The organism is Pseudomonas sp. UBA5568, from assembly GCF_002425525.1.
Classification (GTDB): Bacteria; Pseudomonadota; Gammaproteobacteria; order Pseudomonadales; family Pseudomonadaceae; genus Aquipseudomonas; species Aquipseudomonas fulva.
This window is the reverse complement of record NZ_DIMK01000038.1, coordinates 53397-73660: the sequence shown is the minus strand read 5'-3', so window position 1 is coordinate 73660 and position 20264 is coordinate 53397. Positions and strand designations below refer to the sequence as shown.

The 20264-nt window shown below is 62.0% G+C and carries 22 protein-coding genes; 12 read left to right on the top strand and 10 right to left on the bottom strand.

Annotated features, from left to right (window positions below; all coding sequences use genetic code 11):
• Positions 1 to 129 precede the first annotated feature (129 nt).
• A complete protein-coding gene (locus tag B2S33_RS11730; protein WP_288650341.1) occupies positions 130 to 483 on the top strand; it encodes a fe2+ zn2+ uptake regulation protein in 354 nt (117 codons plus the stop codon).
• Between the two features lie 32 nt (positions 484 to 515).
• Here B2S33_RS11730 and B2S33_RS11725 read toward each other — a convergent pair whose 3' ends face one another.
• Positions 516 to 704 carry a hypothetical protein gene (locus tag B2S33_RS11725; RefSeq protein WP_023533551.1) on the bottom strand — a complete coding sequence of 63 codons (189 nt, stop codon included), beginning with the start codon at positions 702 to 704 and terminating at the stop codon, positions 516 to 518.
• A gap of 148 nt (positions 705 to 852) precedes the next feature.
• On the opposite strand from B2S33_RS11725, the gene B2S33_RS11720 reads away from it, so the two are divergent.
• From B2S33_RS11720 to B2S33_RS11705, 4 genes are all read left to right on the top strand, one after another.
• Positions 853 to 1311, top strand: a complete 459-nt coding sequence (locus B2S33_RS11720) for a hypothetical protein (RefSeq protein WP_288650339.1) — start codon at positions 853 to 855, stop codon at positions 1309 to 1311.
• Positions 1312 to 1549: 238 nt separating this feature from the next.
• Positions 1550 to 1930: a Mor transcription activator family protein gene (locus B2S33_RS11715; protein WP_027915566.1), complete on the top strand. Its 381-nt coding sequence runs from the start codon at positions 1550 to 1552 to the stop codon at positions 1928 to 1930.
• A 58-nt stretch (positions 1931 to 1988) separates the two neighbouring features.
• Positions 1989 to 2624, top strand: coding sequence for a DUF2589 domain-containing protein (locus B2S33_RS11710; RefSeq protein WP_027915565.1), 636 nt, complete (start codon positions 1989 to 1991; stop codon positions 2622 to 2624).
• Positions 2625 to 2709: 85 nt separating this feature from the next.
• On the top strand, positions 2710 to 3267 hold the full coding sequence (locus B2S33_RS11705) for a DUF2589 domain-containing protein (RefSeq protein ID WP_028687738.1): 558 nt from the start codon (positions 2710 to 2712) through the stop codon (positions 3265 to 3267).
• A gap of 62 nt (positions 3268 to 3329) precedes the next feature.
• Here B2S33_RS11705 and B2S33_RS11700 read toward each other — a convergent pair whose 3' ends face one another.
• Genes B2S33_RS11700 through B2S33_RS11690 form a run of 3 tightly spaced genes read right to left on the bottom strand, consistent with a single transcriptional unit; the run spans position 3330 to position 9443 of the window.
• Positions 3330 to 7004 (bottom strand): translocation/assembly module TamB domain-containing protein, encoded by a 3675-nt coding sequence (locus B2S33_RS11700; RefSeq protein ID WP_288650336.1) that lies wholly within the window; start codon positions 7002 to 7004, stop codon positions 3330 to 3332.
• Positions 7001 to 8743, bottom strand: a complete 1743-nt coding sequence (locus B2S33_RS11695) for an autotransporter assembly complex protein TamA (protein WP_027915562.1) — start codon at positions 8741 to 8743, stop codon at positions 7001 to 7003. Before B2S33_RS11695 ends, B2S33_RS11700 begins: the two co-directional genes overlap by 4 nt.
• A gap of 52 nt (positions 8744 to 8795) precedes the next feature.
• Positions 8796 to 9443: a GNAT family N-acetyltransferase gene (locus tag B2S33_RS11690; RefSeq protein WP_288650334.1), complete on the bottom strand. Its 648-nt coding sequence runs from the start codon at positions 9441 to 9443 to the stop codon at positions 8796 to 8798.
• Between the two features lie 156 nt (positions 9444 to 9599).
• Here B2S33_RS11690 and xthA point away from each other — a divergent pair, with 156 nt between their 5' ends.
• Positions 9600 to 10412 (top strand): exodeoxyribonuclease III, encoded by an 813-nt coding sequence (gene xthA, locus B2S33_RS11685; RefSeq protein WP_023533543.1) that lies wholly within the window; start codon positions 9600 to 9602, stop codon positions 10410 to 10412.
• 33 nt (positions 10413 to 10445) lie between these two features.
• Here the strand turns inward: xthA and B2S33_RS11680 are convergent, their stop codons facing one another.
• Positions 10446 to 11195 carry an anti-sigma factor family protein gene (locus B2S33_RS11680; RefSeq protein ID WP_288650333.1) on the bottom strand — a complete coding sequence of 250 codons (750 nt, stop codon included), beginning with the start codon at positions 11193 to 11195 and terminating at the stop codon, positions 10446 to 10448.
• On the bottom strand, positions 11192 to 11713 hold the full coding sequence (locus B2S33_RS11675; protein ID WP_027915559.1) for a sigma-70 family RNA polymerase sigma factor: 522 nt from the start codon (positions 11711 to 11713) through the stop codon (positions 11192 to 11194). The genes B2S33_RS11680 and B2S33_RS11675 overlap by 4 nt, the downstream gene beginning before the upstream one ends.
• Before the next feature lie 126 nt (positions 11714 to 11839).
• Here B2S33_RS11675 and B2S33_RS11670 point away from each other — a divergent pair, with 126 nt between their 5' ends.
• The 3 genes from B2S33_RS11670 to B2S33_RS11660 all read left to right on the top strand — a co-directional run bounded on the left by B2S33_RS11670 (position 11840) and on the right by B2S33_RS11660 (position 14101).
• Positions 11840 to 12892 carry a catalase family peroxidase gene (locus tag B2S33_RS11670; protein ID WP_288650344.1) on the top strand — a complete coding sequence of 351 codons (1053 nt, stop codon included), beginning with the start codon at positions 11840 to 11842 and terminating at the stop codon, positions 12890 to 12892.
• Positions 12889 to 13416: a cytochrome b gene (locus B2S33_RS11665; RefSeq protein ID WP_027915557.1), complete on the top strand. Its 528-nt coding sequence runs from the start codon at positions 12889 to 12891 to the stop codon at positions 13414 to 13416. Before B2S33_RS11670 ends, B2S33_RS11665 begins: the two co-directional genes overlap by 4 nt.
• A 139-nt stretch (positions 13417 to 13555) precedes the next feature.
• Entirely contained in the window at positions 13556 to 14101 is a 546-nt protein-coding gene (locus B2S33_RS11660) for a cupin domain-containing protein (protein ID WP_027915556.1), read from the top strand.
• Between the two features lie 50 nt (positions 14102 to 14151).
• On the opposite strand, the gene B2S33_RS11655 is transcribed toward B2S33_RS11660, so the two are convergent.
• On the bottom strand, positions 14152 to 15144 hold the full coding sequence (locus tag B2S33_RS11655) for a bile acid:sodium symporter family protein (RefSeq protein WP_027915555.1): 993 nt from the start codon (positions 15142 to 15144) through the stop codon (positions 14152 to 14154).
• Positions 15145 to 15263: 119 nt separating this feature from the next.
• Between B2S33_RS11655 and ampC the strand changes: the two genes are divergently transcribed.
• A complete protein-coding gene (ampC, locus tag B2S33_RS11650) occupies positions 15264 to 16406 on the top strand; it encodes a class C beta-lactamase (protein ID WP_288650331.1) in 1143 nt (380 codons plus the stop codon).
• A gap of 297 nt (positions 16407 to 16703) precedes the next feature.
• The gene (locus B2S33_RS11645) at positions 16704 to 17036 is read left to right on the top strand and encodes a hypothetical protein (protein ID WP_023533476.1); all 333 of its coding nucleotides are present in this window, start codon (positions 16704 to 16706) and stop codon (positions 17034 to 17036) included.
• A gap of 41 nt (positions 17037 to 17077) precedes the next feature.
• Here the strand turns inward: B2S33_RS11645 and B2S33_RS11640 are convergent, their stop codons facing one another.
• From B2S33_RS11640 to B2S33_RS11630, 3 genes are all read right to left on the bottom strand, one after another.
• On the bottom strand, positions 17078 to 17377 hold the full coding sequence (locus B2S33_RS11640) for a hypothetical protein (RefSeq protein ID WP_027915553.1): 300 nt from the start codon (positions 17375 to 17377) through the stop codon (positions 17078 to 17080).
• Positions 17378 to 17506: 129 nt separating this feature from the next.
• On the bottom strand, positions 17507 to 18391 hold the full coding sequence (locus B2S33_RS11635; protein WP_288650329.1) for an EamA family transporter: 885 nt from the start codon (positions 18389 to 18391) through the stop codon (positions 17507 to 17509).
• A gap of 192 nt (positions 18392 to 18583) precedes the next feature.
• Positions 18584 to 19195, bottom strand: a complete 612-nt coding sequence (locus tag B2S33_RS11630; protein WP_028687732.1) for an FMN-dependent NADH-azoreductase — start codon at positions 19193 to 19195, stop codon at positions 18584 to 18586.
• A 130-nt stretch (positions 19196 to 19325) separates the two neighbouring features.
• On the opposite strand from B2S33_RS11630, the gene B2S33_RS11625 reads away from it, so the two are divergent.
• Positions 19326 to 20228 carry a LysR substrate-binding domain-containing protein gene (locus B2S33_RS11625; protein ID WP_027915550.1) on the top strand — a complete coding sequence of 301 codons (903 nt, stop codon included), beginning with the start codon at positions 19326 to 19328 and terminating at the stop codon, positions 20226 to 20228.
• Positions 20229 to 20264 lie beyond the last annotated feature (36 nt).

Below are 20264 nucleotides of genomic sequence, written 5' to 3'. Positions count from 1 at the left end.
CCGCTTGATCTGGAAACCCAACGAATGATCAAGTTTTTTCTGCTTTTGCATTGCAGATTACATGCGCTCATTCGTCTTATTCAAAGAGGCACCCATCGTTCGGATTCGTCCAAGAAAAGGAGCATTCACATGTACAACCCGCCAACTCCGATACATGCCACGACGGGGCAGGACGCGCAGATCGACGAACGAACCGGCAACGAGCAGATACGCGAGTTGCTGCGCAGCTTCGGCCTGCGTACCAGCCTGATACGGCTGAAAGTGATAGACACCCTGCACGCGGCGCAGCGAAATGGACGAAGCATTGGGGTGCGAGGTGTGCATGCGCAACTGGAGCAATTGGACATACCGCTGTCATTTCTCAGCGTACGAGAAGTGCTCAAGCGGTTATGCGCCGAAGGCGTGATTCAGCTAGGGGCCGACAAATGCTACAGCCTTGATCCGCATGCACGCGCCCTGTTGGAGCGGACTATTTCGCCCTGAGCAGCTGGGCCGGCCCACTGGCCCGGCAAGCATCAGCGCCTGACTTTGCGTCGTAGTATGCCGTTGATCACGACCACGACCACGGCAATGGCGATAGCCAGCATCTGGAAGGTCTGCTCGCTGATCGTACCGGCTTTTTGCAAGTGGGAAAGACCGATCATCAGCCCGAGGACTACCAGAATGATCAGGAGAGAATATTTCAGGCGCTGCACGTGTGTCATCAGGGTTCCTTGCTACATCCGGGACAGATGGCTTTGCTCAAGCCGCGCAGATGATACAACGTTCGCCCGCCCCGGCGCTGCATTTCCTGCTGCCTGGTAGCATCGCCAGCTGAAAACATACGGCTTCATCACACCTGTGGGGAGCCCCATGAACAAGCGCCTGACAACCCTCTTGCTGTGCCTGGTCGCCACGCCACTGCACGCTTTCACTACAACTGAAGTCCCTTGCGCAACACTGCTCGAGCTTGGGCACACGCTGAGCCAGCAAGCAGGGAGCAGCCAGTGGCAACAGTTGTGGCAACGGGTCCGAAAGGCTGGCTACCTGAGTCCTGACAACACCTCGTTGCGCTTCGAGGTGCCCTCCGCTGTATTGCCAGCACTTGCGCAGCAGACCCTGGCCGGGGCCGACCATATACGGCCTGTGTCCCAGACCCAGGCGATCTACCGCCGGACCTTCGATGACCGGATTATCGGATCCCGTAAAGGGCAGCCCCTTCACGCGCTCTGCGTGCAAGTGGACTGGAGGTCCGTGCCATCGGAGCTGCGAAACGTTGAAAAGGCGCGCGTGAGCAGCGCCAGTTTACTCAGTGCCTATCCCTGCGACTGAGGTGCTAGTACCCAAAATGCCATACGTTGCGCTCACCCCCTGACAACAGTCGATTCTCAAGCGCTTACATGCTGTTTTCCTACACGGTGAGACTGCGCTGCCTGCATAAGCTAGTAACCGAAGCTACAACCCTCAGCCCTAATGGCGCCTAGCGGGCCCCGCCGGCTATCACTGAAAATCCAGCCACACCTCGACGTTATGCCGCTGGTGATCCCTACCATTTTCGAAGGAGCGTCATATGGAAACGCCAGACTTGAGCCACATCGACGTCAGCCAATTGCCGCAATCGTTACAGGCATTGATTGAGTGCATAGGCATAGAAAACGCGTACCAGCTGACCTGCGCGTTTGGCGGTAGGCCTAAGTACATTCCAAAGCACCGCGATCGTACCAAGCTTGCTGATGTGTTACCGGCTGAGGCACTCGACGCCCTGATCAAGCGCTTTGCAGGTGTCGCGCTCGAGATTCCCAAGGCTGATCATTTCGTCCGCCAACTGCGCAATCAACAGATTCAGAAAGAAAGCGCCAGCGGATTCTCGCGCAGCTTGTTGGCCAATAAGTACGGGCTGAGCCTGCGCCAGATCGGCAACATCCGCCGTCAGGATTTGCCATTGCGATAAGCGACGCTTTATCAACTCATACCCCCCCTCAACCTGAAACCTAAGAAGAGAACCCAGTATGTCTATAGATAACAGCTTAATCGGGTCTGTCATCAACGCCCTGCCCATGGACCGCATGATCGCAGGCCCATTGCAGGCCATGGTCCAAGCCCAGGTCACCGCCAGCAAATCCTACGCAGACTTCCTCATGCAAGTCTGCGTACAGGACGGCAAGGCGGTCGCCATTCAGTTCGATTACGACGAGACCATCGTCGACGAGCAGGGCCAATCAAAGGGCGTGGTCAAGAAGACGCTGCAAGTGCCGCTGATGGCGGCGATCACCCACCCCAACATCGCCATCGAAAACGGTACTGTCGAATTCGAGCTGGTCATCAACCAGATGTCCGAAGACACGTCGGCCAGGGATGTGAACGCAGAAGCCGCCGCCTCCTTGGGTTGGGGACCCTTCAAACTCAACGTCAAGGGCAGCGTAAGCCACAAGTCCTCGCAAACTCGCAAGACCGACACCCGGGCGCGGTACGCATTCAACACGACCCTCAAGCGCCAGGATCCACCGGAGGCAATGATGAGGGTGATCGACTTCCTCACGGAGGCCGCCACCAAGCCCGTTCTTGCAAAGGATGCCACGCAGCAAGAGCGCCCTTCGAATCCGCCATCTGAGGCTCAGGAAGAGCGCAATCGCCCAACGGCATGACCACCGTCGACGCACTCACGGCGTGACGCGACCTGTCCCCCTGAAGGTTCTTCAGGGGACCCACTTGGCCCAATGAGTCGACCCCATGGACAAGAGCCCCGCCCCCATGACCTCCATTGACCTGCGCGAAATCACTCGCGGCCTGCAGGAAGCTGCGAGCGCCGCCAACAGCATGATCGCGCAACAGTACATTGAACTGTTCGATCGTTTTTTCGACTGCAATCACCAAGAGCTGGGCGCACCGATGACCGCGAAGATGGTCGAGGTGGCCATGGATGGGCAACACTTGATGCGCGTGCCCCTTTTTGCGCTGGTTTCGCCCAAAGGGTTGGCGCTCGAACGGATGCAGGTCGACCTGTCGGTTCGCGTGCAGAATACCGAAGCACGCCGAGCTCTCACCCCAGCCGATGGAAACCGCTCGGCGAGTTTCAAGGTCACCATTGGCGGCCATGGCCGCCAAGGGGATAACCGCGATCCCGACGAAGTGCAGATCCGCATGCAGTTCCAGGCAAGCGAACCGCCCGAGGCTTTGAACCGGCTGATCGAGGAGTACACGAACTTGATCACCCCAGTTCGCGCCCCGGCTTCAGCGACACCCCCCTCGCCCACCAACGAGTTCATCGAGGCGGCGACGATCCGTTGATTCCGACACCATCTGCTCAGCCCGACCCTCGGCCAGGTCAGGCCGTCAACCTTGGGTGGCGACTAGAAGTCCCGTTTGTAGAAGACGTCCAGCGAGCTTGCCACTCCACTGGCAGCCTCGACATACACCTTCTTGCTGAGCTTGTAGCGCAGGGCGATGGTGTTCGCCGGCTCGAATACCCCTACCCCATAGCGCAGGCTGAGTTTCTCGGTCAGGTTGCCGCTGGCCACCACACTGGTAGTGTTGCCTGAGCCCTCGGTATCGAGCTGGAAGTCGTCGATGCCCAGACGCGATGCCACATTCCCCGTGATCCCTGCGCTGCCAGCTAGTCCCAGGCCCAATGCGGCCTCGGCCAGCATGTTGTTGTCTTCACCCGATGCTCCCAACGGACGGCCAAGCACCAGGTATGACAACGCTTGCTCCTGGCTCATGGCAGGCTCGGAGAACACCGTACTGGTCGGTTGCTCGGCGTTGCCGCTCAAGCGGATGCCGGCAATCACGTCATCAACCTGGCGGATCGCTTCGATGTCCAGGTAGGGCTGGTCGATCGGACCGGCAAACAGCAGCCTGGCGCGGCGGATGGTCAGCCGCTGGCCGTAGGCGCGGTAGCGACCATCGGCCAGGCTCAACTCGCCGCGCGTATCGAGATTGTCACCGATATGCACGTGCCCCAGCAGGTTGGCAGTCAGGCCGAAACCACTGAACGACAGCTTGCCTCGTCCTACCTCTACATCGATATCCATGGCCATGGCCATGGGCGGCTTGCCCTCCTTGGTCTGGTTGCCCACGATGACCGTGTCGTCGGAAACCTTGACCGTCGAGGGGGGCAGCTCGCGCACCGTGATCTTGCCGTTGGGCACCTGCACCTTGCCTGTGACTGCCAACTTGTCGTCGATCAGTTGCAAGGTAAGGTCCGGCGCCACCTCCAGGGTGGCATAGGGTTCGACCGTGACGGGCAACTGCTGCCCTTGCACGCGGATGTTCATCCCCAGCGCCTGGCCCCAGGTCAGGCTACCATCGACCTGGCCGCGCCCGGTGCTGCCGCTGCGCCAGGTGCCGGCAAGCTGCACCTGTTCACCCGCGATCCGGGCCTGGAGGCTGAGGTCCTGGAACTGGGTCGGCAGTTCGGCGCCGGTGATCTGGCCACCGCTCAAATTCACACTACCGTTGACTTGCGGCGCCAACAATGTGCCGGACAGCTGCCCGCTACCCTTGAGCTCCCCAGCCAGGTGCTCCACCATCGGCACGAAGGGACGGGCGACCGAAAGGTCGAGACCAGCCAGGTTGAAATCACCGGACAACGGCTTGTCCTTGCCCAGTGGGTCAATGCGCGTTGTGAGATTCAGCTGTCCCAGGCGCTCCCCACGGAATGCAAGACGCGTATCGATACGCCGCGGTGCCAAGGTGCTATCCAGTCGCAGGGTCTGGTAGGGGAAATCGACCCAGCGATTACCGTCATTGACGCGCAATGTGCCGCCACTGGCGTCCACTACCACCGTACCCTTCGGGCCGCTGACGGGCAGGTCCAGGTTGATGTCGGCATTGAGCAGACCCTGCCATGCGAAATCCTTGGGCATCCACTGCGTCAGGCTGTCCAGCGGGAAGCGCTTGAGGTGGTACCGCAGGCGTGGCTCAGGCGCCAACCGTTGATCGTCACCACACAGACTGGCCTGCCCGGATCGCCAGCAATGGGCACCGAAATCCAGCTGACCGCTGGCCAGGCGCTGCAATTTGGCAGGCGCCTGCAATTGCCAGTCTTGTCCGCCAGCCTGTACCCGCCCAGTGGCCAGGCGGCCGCGCCAGTCACCATCGTCCAGTTGCCCGTCCAGCCCCACGTCCAACTTCAGCTGCGGGCCGTTCAACGCCAGCGTCAATGCTTGTCGTCGCATGTCGCCATTGCCGACCGCTTGCAGCGTACCGAGGTCGGTATCACCCGCCTGAATGCCCGTGACCTTCAAGTCGATATTGGCCCGTTGCCTGTCGTCCAGACGGGCCGACAGGTTCAGTTGCTGCAAGCGATTCTCGGCCTGGGCCAACCCGGTACCGCGCAGAGCCAGTGTGCCTTGCGGCGCCTGCAGGGTGCCGGCCACGTCCAGCTGCCCCTTGACCTGGCCCTGCAGCTCGGGCCACAGCTGCACAAGGCGTGGCAGGTCGATGTCCACCTTGCCGGCCAGGCGCTGTTGCAGGCTGCCACTGCCGTTTATGCGGTTGTCGCCCAGTTGTACGCGCAAGGCTGCCAGGGTCCAGCGCTGCCCGGCCCCGTCCGCCTGAACGTTGAGTACAGCGGGTTGACCACGCAGGCGGCCCTTGAGGTCAAGCTGTGCGTCGAGCGACAGGTCATCGCCCTGCACCTGGCCTTTGCTGCGCAACGGCCCGGCCAATGTTCCAGGGAGTTCCGCCACCCAATAGGCCGGGTTCAACGCCGACAGTTGCAGGTCGACGTCCCAGGCGAGTGCTTGGGCGAAGCGTACGGCCACACGGCCAGTTGCCTTGCCTTGCCCCGCAGTGAGCGCCAGCGTTGGCAAGGTGACCTGCTCAAGGTCACCTTCGAAGGGGCTTGCCACCTTGAAAGCGCCGGCAGGCCCGTCCAGATCGCCATCGAAGCTGCCTTCATAGCGACCGTCGCGGTAGCGGACCTCTGCATTCAGGCGCTTGAGCGTCACCTCGGGTGGTGTATCCAATGGGTACAGGCGCAGCCAGGGGAAGTCCTGCCAAACCAATTGCGCGTCCGCTGCCAGGCCCTCCTGCCAGTCGACCTTGGCTTGCAGCTTCACCTGCTGGCTATCGCTTGCGTTGAGATCAAGGCCCTTGACCACGGCGCCCTTGCTGTCGACCACGCCGGACAAGGCCAGAGCGATGGGCGACTGCTCGGCTGGCAAGTTGGCAGAACCGGTCAATGCATAACCCGTCTCCAGGTTCCCATCGGCCAGCAGCACCAGGTCATCGAGCTGCAGGGTGTCGGGCAGTGCTTCCGACGGTTTGAACGCTTTGGACTGAATGCTCAAGCTGGCGGGCAGGTGTTCGGCCAACGCCTGGACCTTGCCTGCAAGAGTGGCATCCAGGTACCCACTGCTAGTGCCGGTCAGGTCAAGCGAGCGTTGCAATTGACCCGTGGCCTGCAATGCCAGTTGCCATGGCTGGTCACCCATGGCAGGGAGCTGCACCTGGGCCTGTAGCTGCACAGGCCAATCGCCTTGGGGCTTCACGTCACCTTGCAGGTCCAGCTTCAAATCGTCGCGGGTCAGATGCAGGCTGTCGATGCGCATGCCCTCACCGGTCCAGTGCGCAGCCAGTTGCAGATCACCAAGCAGGTCGCTGCCATCCAGACGCAATTGCCCGATCTGCACCTCGCCCAGTTCGATGGCAAGCGGCAAGTCCACTGTGGGCAATTGCAGCGGGCCGTCGTCACTGACGTCGGTCGAAGGGGCAAACGCCATGTCGATACGTTCTGCGTGCAGCTGATCGATGCACAAAGCCCCACGCAGCAGGCACGCCGGGGACCAGTTCAGCAAGGGCGCCTGCACCAGAACCTGGGTTTGCCCATCGACGTAGGAAAGACGAGTCGCTTGCCAAGTGCCCGCCAGCCGTCCTGCGAAGCCCTCTACGCTCAGCCCGGGAACCTTGCCCAGCGCCCACCGGCTGCCGCCCTCTGTGCCGATCAGCAACGCGATGGTCAGGGTCAGGATGCTCACGAGCCCCAACAGGCCCAGCAGCATGTATTTGATTACAGGTTTCAAAGCTCAGGCCCCATGGAAAAGTGCAGGCGGATGCCGCCGTCGTCGTCCAGGGCCTTGGCCAGGTCCAGGCGTAGCGGCCCTACCGGTGACACCCAGCGCACGCCGAAGCCGACGCCCGTCTTCAGGTTGGGCAATTCGAAGTCATTAAACGCATTGCCCTGGTCGACGAAGGTTGCCAGGCGCCATTTGTCCGTCAGGGAATACTGGTACTCGACGCTGCCCGCCACCAGGTAGCGACCACCGATGCGATCCCCATCGCTGTTTTTTGGCGACAGCGTCTGGTAGTCATAGCCGCGCACGCTCTGGTCGCCACCGGCGAAAAACCGCAGCGAAGGCGGAACGCTGTTCTGGAAACCGTTGGTGGCACTACCGCCAAACTGCACGCGGCCCAGCAGACGGTGATTCTGGCCTACCGTCGTAAGCCCTTTGAGCAACACGTTGCCGCGCAGCAGGTTCGTATCGGAGCCGACACCTTCCTTGGCCACTTGCGCTTCGAACTGCACGCGATAGCCATTGTGGGGGTCTATGCGGTTGTCGCTGCGCAGAAACGAATAGCTGATACCGGGCATCAGCAGGTTGCTCAGGCCCGCATCGTCCCCCAGCCGGTACTCTTCGCGTTGGTACTTGAGCGATATGACTCGCTGCCAGCCATTGGGCAGCTTGCTGTGCCATTCAGGGCCTACCGTCAACAGCTTGCTGAGGGTGTCGGTACCCGCCAGTTCCTCGTTCTGGTACCCCCCGGCAAAACGCAGTTTGTCCGTCAATGGTGGGTCCAACGGGATGTCGTACCACAACCCCACGTTTTGCCGCGGCGCCGACAGCTCCGCTTCCCAGCCATAGCTGTGCCCCTGAGGGTTGACCCAATGGCGAGTCCAGTTGGCCTTGCCGCGCGGACCGACGTCGGTGGAGTAGCCAAGGCCCAGGCCTAATGTGCGGGGTTTGCGGGTTTCCAGGCGCACATCGACCGGAATGTTCTGGGCGACAGCGGCCGTGGGCGCGGCGTCTACGCGCACGCCCTCGAAGTAGCCGCTTGATTGCAAATCGTTGTTGAGTTCGGCAATCAGCTCCGAATCATAGGGTGTACCGGGCTTGAACGAGACCATGCGCTGCAGCAGATCGTCGTCCAACGGCGTATCGCCACTGAAAGTGACCGCGCCCAAGCGGTACCGCGGCCCACTTTGGTAGACCAGATCGATATCGGCCACGCCAGCACGTGGATCGACGGCCAGGCGCTGCTGGCTGAAGCGGCCTGCGAAGAAGCCATAACGTGAGGCCTGGTTCTGAATGACACGCTTGGCATCTTCATAGACGCCGTGGTTCAGTGGCTGGCCAGCGCGAAGGGCGCCGCCGGAAGGCACCCTGAAGGCGGTCATGTCACTGGCCGGCCCCTCGACGCGCACGGTTACGTTGCGCAGGCGAATCGGCTCGCCAGGCACGATGTTCACCACCAATCGCGGTGAACCGTCATCACCGCTAGGCGGCTTGACGTCGGTGCTTATCTGGGCCTGGTAGTAGCCCAGCGCCTGGGCCGCTTTGCGCGCCTGCTCCTCGGCCCCGCGACTGAAACGCAGCAGCGCTTGCTCGTCGCGGTCACCCAAACTACCGATATAGCCCTCGACATTGGCCTTGAGCGCCTTGTTGGCCGGTTTGACCGTCACCACCAATTCGCTCTGGCCCCATGCAGCAAAGCTAACGGCCCAGATCACCAGGCCCCAGCGAACTCTTCCTGAATATGTCATCCCGCGCATGCTACCAGACCAACAGTGTAAAAGAAGCCAACCCAAACGCCATTCACGCCAATGGCTCACCGGCCTGAGCGTTGTCATACATCAAGACGCGTTGGCGTACTGTCCCAATGGCGACCTCACCGGTCTCGACAAAGCCTTGGGTGTGATAAAACGCCACGTGTTCATCATTGCCCGTGTCGACGACGATGCCTTGGGCATCTCCATCATTTCTGCACCAGTGTTGTACCGCATGTAACAACTGGGTCGGATACACCTGGCCTTGTAGCACTGGCAACACACCCAGCAGCGGTAACACGTGCACCTGATCGGTAGGCCGGCACGTCGAGACGGCCGCCTGGTAAGCCATGAAGCGCCGGGTGGCACGCACCCCTGCGCCAACCATCATGCGCAAACGCCAGGCCCAACTGTCTGCCACACCCAGACGCCGCAGGGGCGGGACGATCAGCGCGACGCCGATCAGACGATCGTCGAGTAGCAGGCCGACGGCGGGCAGCTGCAGGTAAAAATGCTGGCGGACCCACTCGCGCAGCAGTGTGCGCAGGCGCCGCTCATAACCGGGGCGATGCGCTTCGAGCAGATAAGCGAAGGTTGGGTCGTTCCGGTAGACGGTGTACAGCAGTGCCCGGGTTTCGCGGCGGTAACCGGAATCGAGCAGGCAAACGCGGGCCTCGGCGGCAAGGGCTTGAGACATGGAGGGGAACCTTCTGGGCTGGCTGATAGGCCTTGGAGGCACAATGCCGCCCATCGTTCACCTTGGCGCTGCACCAGTAGCGCCTACGCGCCACCATGCTGGTGATCAACGCCGATGTCGGCTAGCATCGCGCCTTTTTACCGGGATCGTCTCTGCATGAAGATCGTCTGTTTCAACATCAACGGCCTGCGGGCGCGCCCACACCAGTTGGCCGCCCTGGTCGAAAAGCACCAGCCGGACATCATCGGCCTGCAGGAAACCAAGGTCAGCGACGATCAGTTTCCGCTAGCCGAGGTCCAGGCCCTGGGCTATCACGTGCATTACCACGGGCAAAAGGGCCACTACGGTGTCGCCCTGCTGTCGCGCCAGGCACCCTTGAGCCTTCACAAGGGGTTCGCAACGGACGAAGAAGACGCTCAGCGCCGTTTCATCTGGGGCACCTTCGCCGACCACCAAGGCAACCCCATTACCGTCATGAACGGCTATTTCCCGCAGGGCGAAAGCCGTGACCACCCCACCAAGTTTCCGGCCAAGCAGCGTTTCTACGCCGACCTGCAAGCACTGCTCGAAGGCCAGTTTCGCAATGACCAACCCGTGCTGGTGATGGGCGACATGAACATATCGCCAGAAGACTGCGACATCGGTATCGGCCCAGACAATGCCAAGCGCTGGCTCAGGACCGGCAAATGCAGCTTCCTGCCAGAGGAGCGTGAGTGGATGGAGCGCTTGAAAGGCTGGGGCCTGGTAGACAGCTTCCGGCATCTGCACCCGGGTGTCGACGACCGCTTCAGCTGGTTCGACTACCGCAGCCGTGGCTTCGAAGACGCGCCCAAGCGCGGCCTGCGCATCGACCTGATCATGGCCTCGGCAAGCCTGGTCCCGAGGATCAAGGCTGCGGGAGTGGATTACGAACTGCGCGCGATGGAGAAACCGTCGGACCATGCGCCCATCTGGCTAGAGCTCAGCTAAGCCAGCCTGGGCGCGCACGGGGTCTCGTCCGGCTCACAACGTCGTGCGCAAGGCCTCCCCGATGCCGACACCCCGGCCATCATCGGCGGCGCTGACCAGGGCGAAATTGTACGCACCGTGGGACCAGTACCGGGCCTGAAGCTGACCATCGATTCGCTGCCCTTGCGGCATGCGCCGGAAGTGCTTGCCGGGTGAGCGCAGGAACAGGCTGATCCTGCGCCCCACCCCATCTTCGAACACCACCAGCGCCGCCGGCCCTTGCTCGTTACTGAGCAGTCGGGCGCCCACGGGGGTGAACCCGTAGCCTGCCAGGTCAGGCAGTTGCCCCACCTGATCAAAGTGCGCTTGCAGCCAAGTGCGCAATTGATCGGGATTACGCGCCTGGATGTCCAGCGCCTGGCTGTCGGCGAACAAGCGGTGAGCCTGCACGGCATCAGCCATGGGTTTTACGTCAGCAAGGCTGGCATCGCGCGCCTGCCACCCACCGAGCCCGCCTACGCCCAAGGCCACTACGATCGCGGCAGCACTTGCCCAGCGACGCTGCAGGCGGTGTCGCACCTGTCGCCGCAGCTGATCCCGATCAACCAGCGTGCTCGCCCGCGGCTGCGCAAGGCCCGCCAGGCCCGTACGCAACTGGCGCGCATCGGCGAGCCAGCCTTCAACGCGTTGCGCAGCCTGGGGATGGCTGGCCAGCCAGGCCTGGACTTCGGCGCGGCGCACCGGGTCCAGGCGGTCATCGACGTAGGCATGAAGCTCTTCTTCACTAGGCATAAGACGTGTCATTTCAATCTCCGCAAGGCCGGTGGTCGAGGGCTGTCCTCGGTCAATGCGCGCAGGGCATCGCGCGCACGCGACAGGCGTGACATGACAGTCCCGATGGGAATGCCCAACGTCTGGGCAGCCTCCTTGTAACTCAGGCCTTCAACGCTCACCAGCAACAGCAAGGCACGTTGCTCGGTCTTGAGTCGGCCGAATGCCTGCAAATCCGCCTGGGCCAGCACGATGTCCTCAAGATTGTCGCCAGCCACTTCTTCGGCCGCGCTGCTGCTGGCGAACCAGGAGAGCCAGCGGGCGTGCAGGCGTTCTCGCCGTTTGCCATCCAGAAACAGGCGATAAAGGATGGTGAACAGCCAGGCGCGCAGGGCATCGGGATCCTGATGCTGCTGACGCCGGCTCAAGGCACGCTCGACCGTGGCCTGCACAAGGTCATCGGCACTCCCCGCCTCGCGAGTCAGCCAGATGGCGAAGCGGCGCAGTCGGGCCAGCAGCGCTCGCCATTGTTGGTCGTCCAAGTCCTGCATGGAAAGTATCCGGGCAATGATGGGGCAGTGTAGGGAACAGACGCGCTGAAGAAAAAGTTATTCCCACCCGAGGAATAACTTTTTCAGTGCAGCGTCGTACTGGCACCTTTCGTGAAATCAACGGGACTGACCATGAACCAACCTTTGCAGGGCCAGGGCAAGGCCTGGCGTCTTGCGGCAATCGGCGCGTTAATGCTGGCTGCCGGTGCGGGCTTTGCCTACAGCGCCGGCTGGCTTGGCCCCTCCGCGCTCACACCACAGCGCATCATCGATACGTTCGAGGCCCAGGCTGGGCATTACCCGGGTTATCGCAAGAACCACTCCAAAGGCCTGTGCGTGAGCGGCTATTTCCAGGCCAGCGGGCACGCGGCAAGCTTGTCGACGGCACGGGCGTTCACCCAGGCGCGCGTGCCGGTGATAGGCCGCCTGGCCATTGGCGGTGCCAACCCGTTCGCGCCTGACACCGGCATCCCCGTGCGCAGCCTGGCAATCGAGCTCTCCACCGATGACGGGCAAGTCTGGAGGACCGGCATGAACAATCCGCCCGTACTGGCAGTGAGTACGGCCGAGGCGTTCTACGAGCAGGTGCTTGCCAACACCCCGGACCCGGCGACGCGCAAGCCGGACCCTGCCAAGGTACAGGCCTTCTTTGCAACCCACCCCGAAAGCGCCGCGTTTCGGCAATGGGCCGCCAGCTACAAGCCCAGCGACAGTTTCGCCAACACCCAGTACCACAGCATCAATGCATTCAAGTTGATCGATGCCGACGGCAATGCCCACCCGGTGCGCTGGCAGCTTGAACCGCTCACGCCCTACACCGCGTTGCCGGCGCAGGTAGACGACCCCCTGTTCCTGCAACATGACCTGCAGCGACGGCTGGCGCAGGGGCCCTTGCGCTGGACCCTGCGTTTGGTACTTGCCGAGCCGGATGACGCCATCGACGACCCCGCCAAACCCTGGCCTGCGAACCGGCGCAGCGTCAACGCAGGCACGTTGGTGCTTGAACAGGTCGACGCACCGGAACAGGGTGCCTGCCGCGACCTCAACTTCGATCCCTTGATCCTGCCCCGCGGCATCGAACCTACCGCCGACCCTATACTCGCGGCCCGCTCAGCGGCCTATTCCGAATCGTTCAACCGTCGTAGCCGCGAGTCCTTGAGCACTGGAGCCCGACCATGAAACCCACCGTCTTTCATCCCGTCGCCCGCGTGCTGCACTGGTCGATGGCGATTCTGATCCTGGCCATGCTCTTCATCGGGGTAAGCATGGTCACGGACCTGTCGGTCCGTCATCCAGTGCTGGTCAGTTTGCACAAGGGCACAGGGCTGGCGCTGCTGGTACTGGTGATAGCGCGCATCATCGTGCGCCTGAGTATTCCCCATCCGCCCCTGCCCCAGGACCTGCCAGCTGTCCAGCGCCTGGCTGCGGGCGCTTCGCATCTGCTTCTGTACGGCCTCATGCTTGCCATGCCCTTGCTGGGGTGGGCCATGCTCTCGGCCGGCGGGTACCCTCGCCCGCTCGACCTGCCGGCGATCGCGCCTCATGACGTGCAGCTGTATGCCGTGCTGCGCCAGGCGCATGGCTGGGCGGGTTACCTGTTGTTTGCCACGGTACTGGTACACGTGGGCGCTGCGCTGATGCACGCCTGGGTTCGCCGTGACGGGGTGCTGCGCAGCATGTGGCCAGGCCCGAGAGCGGAATAAGGGCGCCGTATCTCGCCTGGCGATGACCCATCCGGCATCGCCAACGGCCTGCACTGGCAAACCGCAGCGCGCAAGGCTTGAGAGTATGTTTTAATGCGCCTCGCTCATTATTCTTGACACCTCTTATCACAAGGCGGCTATGGACACGGGGACGCGACTCAAACTAGTGCGTGAACGCAACAACCTCTCGCAGCGAGAGCTGGCGCGCCGCAGCGGGCTCACCAACTCGACCATTTCGCAGATCGAGCAGAATCGCGTCAGTCCTTCAGTCAGCTCCTTGAAAAAGCTGCTGGAGGGCATTCCGATGAGCCTGGCAGAGTTTTTCAGCTTCGATGAACCCGTGCGTGAGGAGCGATTTGTGTTCCGGGCAGGCGAGCAGCCCGACTTGGGTCGCAACGGGTTGCGCATGCTGCTGGTGGGTGCCAGCGTCGAGGGCCGGCAAATGCGTATGCTGCGCGAGCTTTATGCCCCAGGAGCCGACTCGGGCGAGCCCATCGTGCACGCCGAGGGTGAAGAGTGCGGGCTCGTCACCCGAGGCACCGTCGAGCTGTGGGTCGATGGCCAAGTCAGCGTGCTCAATGCCGGTGACGGCTACTACATCCCAACCACGCTGCCCCACAGTTTCAAGAATATTGGCCAGGACGAAGCGGAGATCATCAGCGCCAATACCCCCGCGAACTTCTGATTCAGGCGCCGTGATGGTTGCAGCCCAGGTCGGCTGCAACCATCACCGGTTCATCGGACCGTTGGCACCTCGATATCATCCTGCTCGCGGCTCGCGTAATGTTGCGCCAGCACGGCGCAGACCATCAGCTGGATCTGGTGGAACAGCATCAGTGGCAGGATCATTGCGCCAATGCCGCTCCCGACGAACAGCACCTGCGCCATCGGCACCCCGGTTGCCAGGCTCTTCTTCGAGCCTGCGAACAGGATGGTGATTCGGTCTTCCAGGTTGAAGCCAAACACTTTGCCCAGCAAGCTCGTCCCCACCAACACCACGGTCAGCAGGATGCCGCAGACGGCGAACAGGCCTGCCAGGTGCTGCGGCGAAACGGTGTGCCATAAGCCTGTGACCACCGCTTCGCTGAAGGCGGTGTAGACCACCAGCAGAATCGAGCCCTGGTCGACGATCTTCAGCCAGCGCGCATTGCGCTTGACCCAGGCACCAATCCAGCGGCGGGCGAGCTGCCCGGCCACGAACGGCACCAGCAACTGCAAGGTGATCTTGAGCACTGCGTCCAGACCTGAGCCGGTGTCCCCGCTGGCGCCCAGCAACAACATCACCAGCACTGGGGTCAGGAATATGCCCAGCAGGCTGGAGGCGGCTGCGCTGCAGATGGCCGCCGGCACGTTACCCCGCGCCAGCGAGGTGAACGCAATGGCCGACTGGACGGTGGCAGGCAACGCGCAGAGGTACAGCACCCCCAAGTAAAGCTCATCTCCCACCAGTGGCAGGAACAGCGGCTTGAACGCCATGCCCAGCAGTGGAAACAGCACAAACGTGCAGGAAAACACCAGCAGATGGAGGCGCCAATGCCCCGCCCCAGCGATGATTGCCTCCCGCGAGAGCTTGGCCCCGTGCAGGAAGAACAACAAACCGATCGCCAGGTTGGTGAGCCAGCCGAAATACACAGCCCCCTGACCTGAGCAAGGCAGCACGGTGGCAATCGCCACCACGGCCAGCAACGCCAGGGTGAAGTTGTCGAACAGCATGCGCAGATACTTCATCACAGTTCCGTTCCGTCTTGTCTTTGGGCAAGCACGGAGGATAAGGTTTTGCGCCCCCAGGCGCTAACGCCGGAACCCCTGCCGGTATCGCGCAACGGACACTCAGCCAAGGAACTTCAATGATCTGCTCCCGCTCCGTCTATATTGCGGTCGCCCTCATGCTCGGCGCACCCTGGTCATCCGCCTACGCCAATGATCCGCTGCGAAGTAAAGTCGACACCGTCATCGGCCCCCTGATGCAGGCCGAGGGCATCAGCGGCATGGCCGTCGCGCTGTATGCCCATGGCCACGCTCATTACTTCAGCTACGGCGTCGCCAGCCGCGACGGCGGCGTGCCCGTTAGCCGCGACACCCTGTTCGAAATCGGCTCGCTGAGCAAGACATTCACCGCCACGTTGGTAGCCGTGGCCAATGCCGAAGGCCAGCTCGCCCTCGACGCCCCTGCCAAACGCTATCACCCGGCCCTGGGGGGTACTCCCATGGGGGACGCCACCGTGCAGGACCTGGGCACCTACAGCGCTGACTGCTTGCCCTTGCAGTTCCCCGACACCGTGAACTCCCCCCAGCAAATCGTGACGTTCTTGCGGCAATGGCAGCCCAAAGGCACGCCAGGTGCCCAACGGTGTTACTCCAACCCGAGCCTGGGCCTGTTCGGCGACCTGGCCGCCCGTGCCCAGCATCAACTGTTTGCCACCTTGCTTGAGCAAAACGTGCTCAAGCCCATGGGCCTGCACAGTACTTACCTGAATGTGCCCAGTGATGCACGTAGCCTGTATGCCCAAGGCTACGATGCCAGCGACAAGCCTGTGCGCGTGAACCCTGGCCCTTACGCGCAACAAGCCTACGGCATCAAGACCAGTGCCAGCGACCTGCTGCGCTACGTGCGCTTGAACATGCAGCCCGACGATCTGCCCGCGCCCTTGGCCCGCGCCGTCCTCATCACCCGCAATGGCTACGCCCAGATCGGTGAGATGACACAAGGCCTGGGCTGGGAGCGTTATGCGTACCCCGTCACATTGCGCACCCTCCTCACCGGCAATGGTCCGCAGATGATACGAGGCCCCCAGCCGGCACAACGGCTGCAGCCGCCAGCCGCTCCGTTGGCGGCAGCGTGGTACAACAAGACCGGCTCCACCAACGGTTTCGGTTCATATGCAGCGTTCGTCCCATCAGAAGGGTTGGCCATCGTGCTTCTGGCCAACCGCAACTACCCCAACGAAGCCCGGGTCCGCGCGGCATTCGAGATTCTTTCAGGGCTCTGAAACCAAGGATTGTCGGACAACTCTACGAAAATGTAGTGAGCAAAAATAATCACTACAAAACGGTTGACGCCGTTCATCGCGCTTGTGCATGATGAGGCCGTCTCCCTGATCGGGAGTCGTGGCAAGGGTGTTCCAGGCCGCCTGCGCGGTAACGCAGGCGGCCCGTGGAGAGGGAACTGTCCAAAAGGCAGCGTGAGAAAGCCCCTGTTGCAAAGCTGCAGTAGCAGCCTTGGAAACGCGCTACATCGCGATAGCGCCAACTGTGAATATCACCTGAAACTGGGTAATGGGGGCTTTATGATGAACTTGAACGACAATCCGACCATCGATCAATTGGCCAAGCTGTTCGCCACGCGCAAGGACAGCCTTGATGACCATCTGCTGTGGGTGAGCCAAAGCGGCGAAGTGCGCCTGGACCGCTTGCCACCCAACACGATTGAAGATGAATTCCAGGAGCACCTGCCAAGCATGCGTGCGCGCTTCAAGGCCTACCGCCGAGGCCAGGGCTATGTAGGCAAGAAGGCGGCTGCCGATACCGAGTTCGTCGGCCGTGTCTTGCAAACCCTGCAACAGCAATGGCCAGAGGCGCGTACGCAACATGCCGTGAAGGTGATCGAAGCGCAGTACTGACCCTCACGCGGTCTCAAGCCCGGCCACCGCGCCGGGCTTTTTCATGCGCGCCTTTTTGCCTTATGGGGTAACGGCGTGGCGCCCGTGGCCAATGCCCGAGCGCGCTCCACACCCCACACCAGCGCGCGGGTCATGGTTTCGCCGCAGCGGGCGGGATAATACTCCTCCACCAGAGCCTGCCCGTCGCGAGCGTAAAGGCCAAGAAACAGTTGAGTTGCGCCTTGCCTGGACAGGCGCACCTGCACATCGAGGGTCGTGCCGTCGCTGAGCGCCTCGTCGTGGCAGCGGCTGTGCAGTTGTGCATCGGCCCACTGCCAATAGATTTCGTCCCTGACTCGCATCGTTTGCGGTCCTCCCTACCAAAACGTAGCCAGGGAAGCATATCCGTGCCTGCTGGGCGACTGTAACCGACCAACAACATGAGCCTGGTCAATCAAAACTCGAAAAAAACGGGTAGCGCCCGCAGTTACTCAGGCCCTCGCGGCCCTGAGCCGCTGGCCGAGTCGGGCACCAAACACGTTCACCAGCAAACCACACATGACCAGCAAGGCACCCCAACCCTGGGTTTCGGTCAGGCGCTCACCCAGCAGCAGTGCCGACGAACTCAGGCCTATCACAGGCACCAATAGCGAAAAAGGCGCGACCTTGCCAGCCGGATGGCGCGACAACAGCGTGCTCCAGAGGCTGTAGCCCAGGATGGTGGCGACAAATGCCAGGTATGCCAGCGCGGCAATCGAGTGCCAGCCGATGTGCGTGAGCGCCTGGCTGATGCGTTCAGGCCCCTCCAGCCAGCCAGAGAGCAGCAGAAAGGGCAGCGGAGGGATCAAGCCGCCCCAGATGACCAATGCCACCAGGTCAATCGATCCGAAGCGGCGGGTAATGATGTTGCCCAAGCCCCACATCGCCCCGCCACACAAGGTCAATATCAGCGCGAGCGTGGGAACATGGCTGCCGTCTTCACTGCCGATCAGCGCCAGTCCACCAGCGGCCACCAGCAGCCCGAGCACACTGGCCACGCGCAAGCGCTCGCCCAGAGACAGCGCGGCGAAGCCCAGGGTGAAGAAGGCCTGGGACTGCAGGACCAATGAAGCCAGCCCCGGTGGCATGCCGCTGGCCATGGCCTGGAACAGAAATGCGAACTGCCCCAGGGAGATGGTCGCACCGTACGCGATCAGCCAACGCCAGGGCAGGTTTGGCCGCTTGATGAAGAACACCGCGGGGAATGCCACAAGGAGAAAACGCAGCGCCCCCAGCAACATGGGCGGCAACCCATCGAGCCCGACCTTGATCACGACGAAGTTGACGCCCCAGGCGATGATTACCACCAGAGCGATGAGCAGGTCCTTGAGCGGCATTGCGGCTTCCTTCTTCAGCGCTTATACATATTTCGTTACAGCATAAGGCTATTCCTCGATGACCCACCATTACAGTTGAGCCCTAGCGTTGCGCAACAGTAGGCTATGTCGCCGTTAGCGGAATGCGGTGGCCGCGCATGAAAAAGGGCCGCCTAGGCGACCCTCAACTTGCGCTAAGGCGAACCCCCGCCGTCACGCAACGGCGAACAGATCGTTCTCGATGTGCGCCTGTGCAGCGGTAATCGCTTGGATACGCTGCTCCGGACCGTAAGCCAGGCCGTGAGCCCGAACCACCTGCAGGTCGGTAATGCCGATGAAGCCCAGGAACACCTTGAGGAAGTCTTCATGGCCTACCCCGGTAGGTTGATCGGCGTGCACACCACCTGCCGTGGAAACCAGCACCACTTTCTTGTCACCGCACAAGCCTTCCGGGCCAGCTTCGGTGTAACGGAAGGTCTTGCCGGCGACGGCGATGCGGTCGATCCACGCCTTGAGTTGGGTCGGCACGCTGAAGTTGTACATCGGTGCGCCAATGACCACCGCATCGGCGGCCAGGAACTCTTCGAGGGTCTCGGCACTGAGCTTGGCCTCGAAGGCCTGGGCTGCATCGCGCAGCTCTTCACCCGTGCCGGCAGCCATCAGGGTAGCGGCCGAGAAATGAGCGATGGCATCGGCTGCCAGGTCGCGATAGACCACTTCGACGTTTGGCTCAGCGGCCTGCCAAGCGGCTACGACCTCACGGCTCAGTTGGCGCGAGGCCGAGTTGTCACCCAGGATGCTCGAATCGATGTGCAGCAGTTTCATGAGGTGCTCCTGCGAAAGGGGTTGAAGCGGGAGATGTTTGATGGGAACGATGTTACCTAAGCGAGTAATGGATGATAAGTGCCCCCAATCGCGTTAGTTTGTCCTATCCCTGGAACAATGAGCATTGCCCATGCAGGATTTGAACGATCTGTTCTACTTTGCCCGCGTCGTCGAAGCAGGCGGCTTCGCCGCCGCCGGACGCCAACTGGGCATTCCGAAATCAAGGTTGTCCCGTCGAATCGCCGAACTGGAAGAACGCTTAGGGATGCGCCTGCTACAGCGCACTACACGCCAGGTGAAACTGACCGCCGTGGGCGAGCGCTACCTGCATCACTGCCAGGCCATGCTTCTCGAAGCCGAGGCTGCCGAGGAAGCGGTAGCCAGCATGAGCAGTGAACCGCGCGGCAGGCTACGCGTATCCTGCCCGGTGGCCTTGGGTCATGCGTTCTTGCCGGACGTGGTGACCCAGTTTTTGCGGCAATATCCGCTCGTACAACTGGACCTGGTCTTGCTCAACCGTCGGGTGGACCTGATCTCCGAAGGTATAGATGTAGCGCTGCGTGTGCGTGACCTGGGCGATGAGGACCCTACGCTGGTGACCCGGCGACTTTGTCAGGCACAGATGCAACTGGTTGCCGCGCCTGGTTTTGCCCCACAGGTACGCGAGCCTGAGCAGCTAGCCGACCTGCCGGTGCTCGGCGCACCCGAAGCCGACCGCCTGGTACACCTGAGGCTGCAAGGGCCTGGGGGCCAGCTGCGCGCCTTGGCGCTCGAACCCAGGCTGTCAGTGGACGATTTCGTGGTACGTAATGCAGCTGTACGCGCGGGCCTGGGCTTCACCGCCCTGCCCAGCCTGTTTTGTGAAGAGCAGCTGCAGCGTGGAGAACTTGTCAGGCTGCTCCCGGACTGGTCCTTGCCAGGCGGCTACCTCCAAGCGGTATACCCTCACAGACGCGGTGTCACGCCTGCAGTGCGCGTATGGATCGACCATTTGGCCGCCTCATTCGAAACGTGCGGGGAACGCTATGTCTGACAGGTCACTGAGCCAATACAGGAGTGGCCGGGAAAT

Excerpts from the sequence above, each read along its gene's own strand:
- B2S33_RS11730 (WP_288650341.1), top strand. The coding sequence starts at position 130 with ATGTACAACCCGCCAACTCCGATACATGCCACGACGGGGCAGGACGCG.
- B2S33_RS11725 (WP_023533551.1), bottom strand. The coding sequence starts at position 704 with ATGACACACGTGCAGCGCCTGAAATATTCTCTCCTGATCATTCTGGTA.
- B2S33_RS11720 (WP_288650339.1), top strand. The coding sequence starts at position 853 with ATGAACAAGCGCCTGACAACCCTCTTGCTGTGCCTGGTCGCCACGCCA.
- B2S33_RS11715 (WP_027915566.1), top strand. The coding sequence starts at position 1,550 with ATGGAAACGCCAGACTTGAGCCACATCGACGTCAGCCAATTGCCGCAA.
- B2S33_RS11710 (WP_027915565.1), top strand. The coding sequence starts at position 1,989 with ATGTCTATAGATAACAGCTTAATCGGGTCTGTCATCAACGCCCTGCCC.
- B2S33_RS11705 (WP_028687738.1), top strand. The coding sequence starts at position 2,710 with ATGGACAAGAGCCCCGCCCCCATGACCTCCATTGACCTGCGCGAAATC.
- B2S33_RS11695 (WP_027915562.1), bottom strand. The coding sequence starts at position 8,743 with ATGACATATTCAGGAAGAGTTCGCTGGGGCCTGGTGATCTGGGCCGTT.
- B2S33_RS11690 (WP_288650334.1), bottom strand. The coding sequence starts at position 9,443 with ATGTCTCAAGCCCTTGCCGCCGAGGCCCGCGTTTGCCTGCTCGATTCC.
- xthA (WP_023533543.1), top strand. The coding sequence starts at position 9,600 with ATGAAGATCGTCTGTTTCAACATCAACGGCCTGCGGGCGCGCCCACAC.
- B2S33_RS11680 (WP_288650333.1), bottom strand. The coding sequence starts at position 11,195 with ATGACACGTCTTATGCCTAGTGAAGAAGAGCTTCATGCCTACGTCGAT.
- B2S33_RS11675 (WP_027915559.1), bottom strand. The coding sequence starts at position 11,713 with ATGCAGGACTTGGACGACCAACAATGGCGAGCGCTGCTGGCCCGACTG.
- B2S33_RS11665 (WP_027915557.1), top strand. The coding sequence starts at position 12,889 with ATGAAACCCACCGTCTTTCATCCCGTCGCCCGCGTGCTGCACTGGTCG.
- B2S33_RS11660 (WP_027915556.1), top strand. The coding sequence starts at position 13,556 with ATGGACACGGGGACGCGACTCAAACTAGTGCGTGAACGCAACAACCTC.
- B2S33_RS11655 (WP_027915555.1), bottom strand. The coding sequence starts at position 15,144 with ATGAAGTATCTGCGCATGCTGTTCGACAACTTCACCCTGGCGTTGCTG.
- ampC (WP_288650331.1), top strand. The coding sequence starts at position 15,264 with ATGATCTGCTCCCGCTCCGTCTATATTGCGGTCGCCCTCATGCTCGGC.
- B2S33_RS11645 (WP_023533476.1), top strand. The coding sequence starts at position 16,704 with ATGATGAACTTGAACGACAATCCGACCATCGATCAATTGGCCAAGCTG.
- B2S33_RS11640 (WP_027915553.1), bottom strand. The coding sequence starts at position 17,377 with ATGCGAGTCAGGGACGAAATCTATTGGCAGTGGGCCGATGCACAACTG.
- B2S33_RS11635 (WP_288650329.1), bottom strand. The coding sequence starts at position 18,391 with ATGCCGCTCAAGGACCTGCTCATCGCTCTGGTGGTAATCATCGCCTGG.
- B2S33_RS11630 (WP_028687732.1), bottom strand. The coding sequence starts at position 19,195 with ATGAAACTGCTGCACATCGATTCGAGCATCCTGGGTGACAACTCGGCC.
- B2S33_RS11625 (WP_027915550.1), top strand. The coding sequence starts at position 19,326 with ATGCAGGATTTGAACGATCTGTTCTACTTTGCCCGCGTCGTCGAAGCA.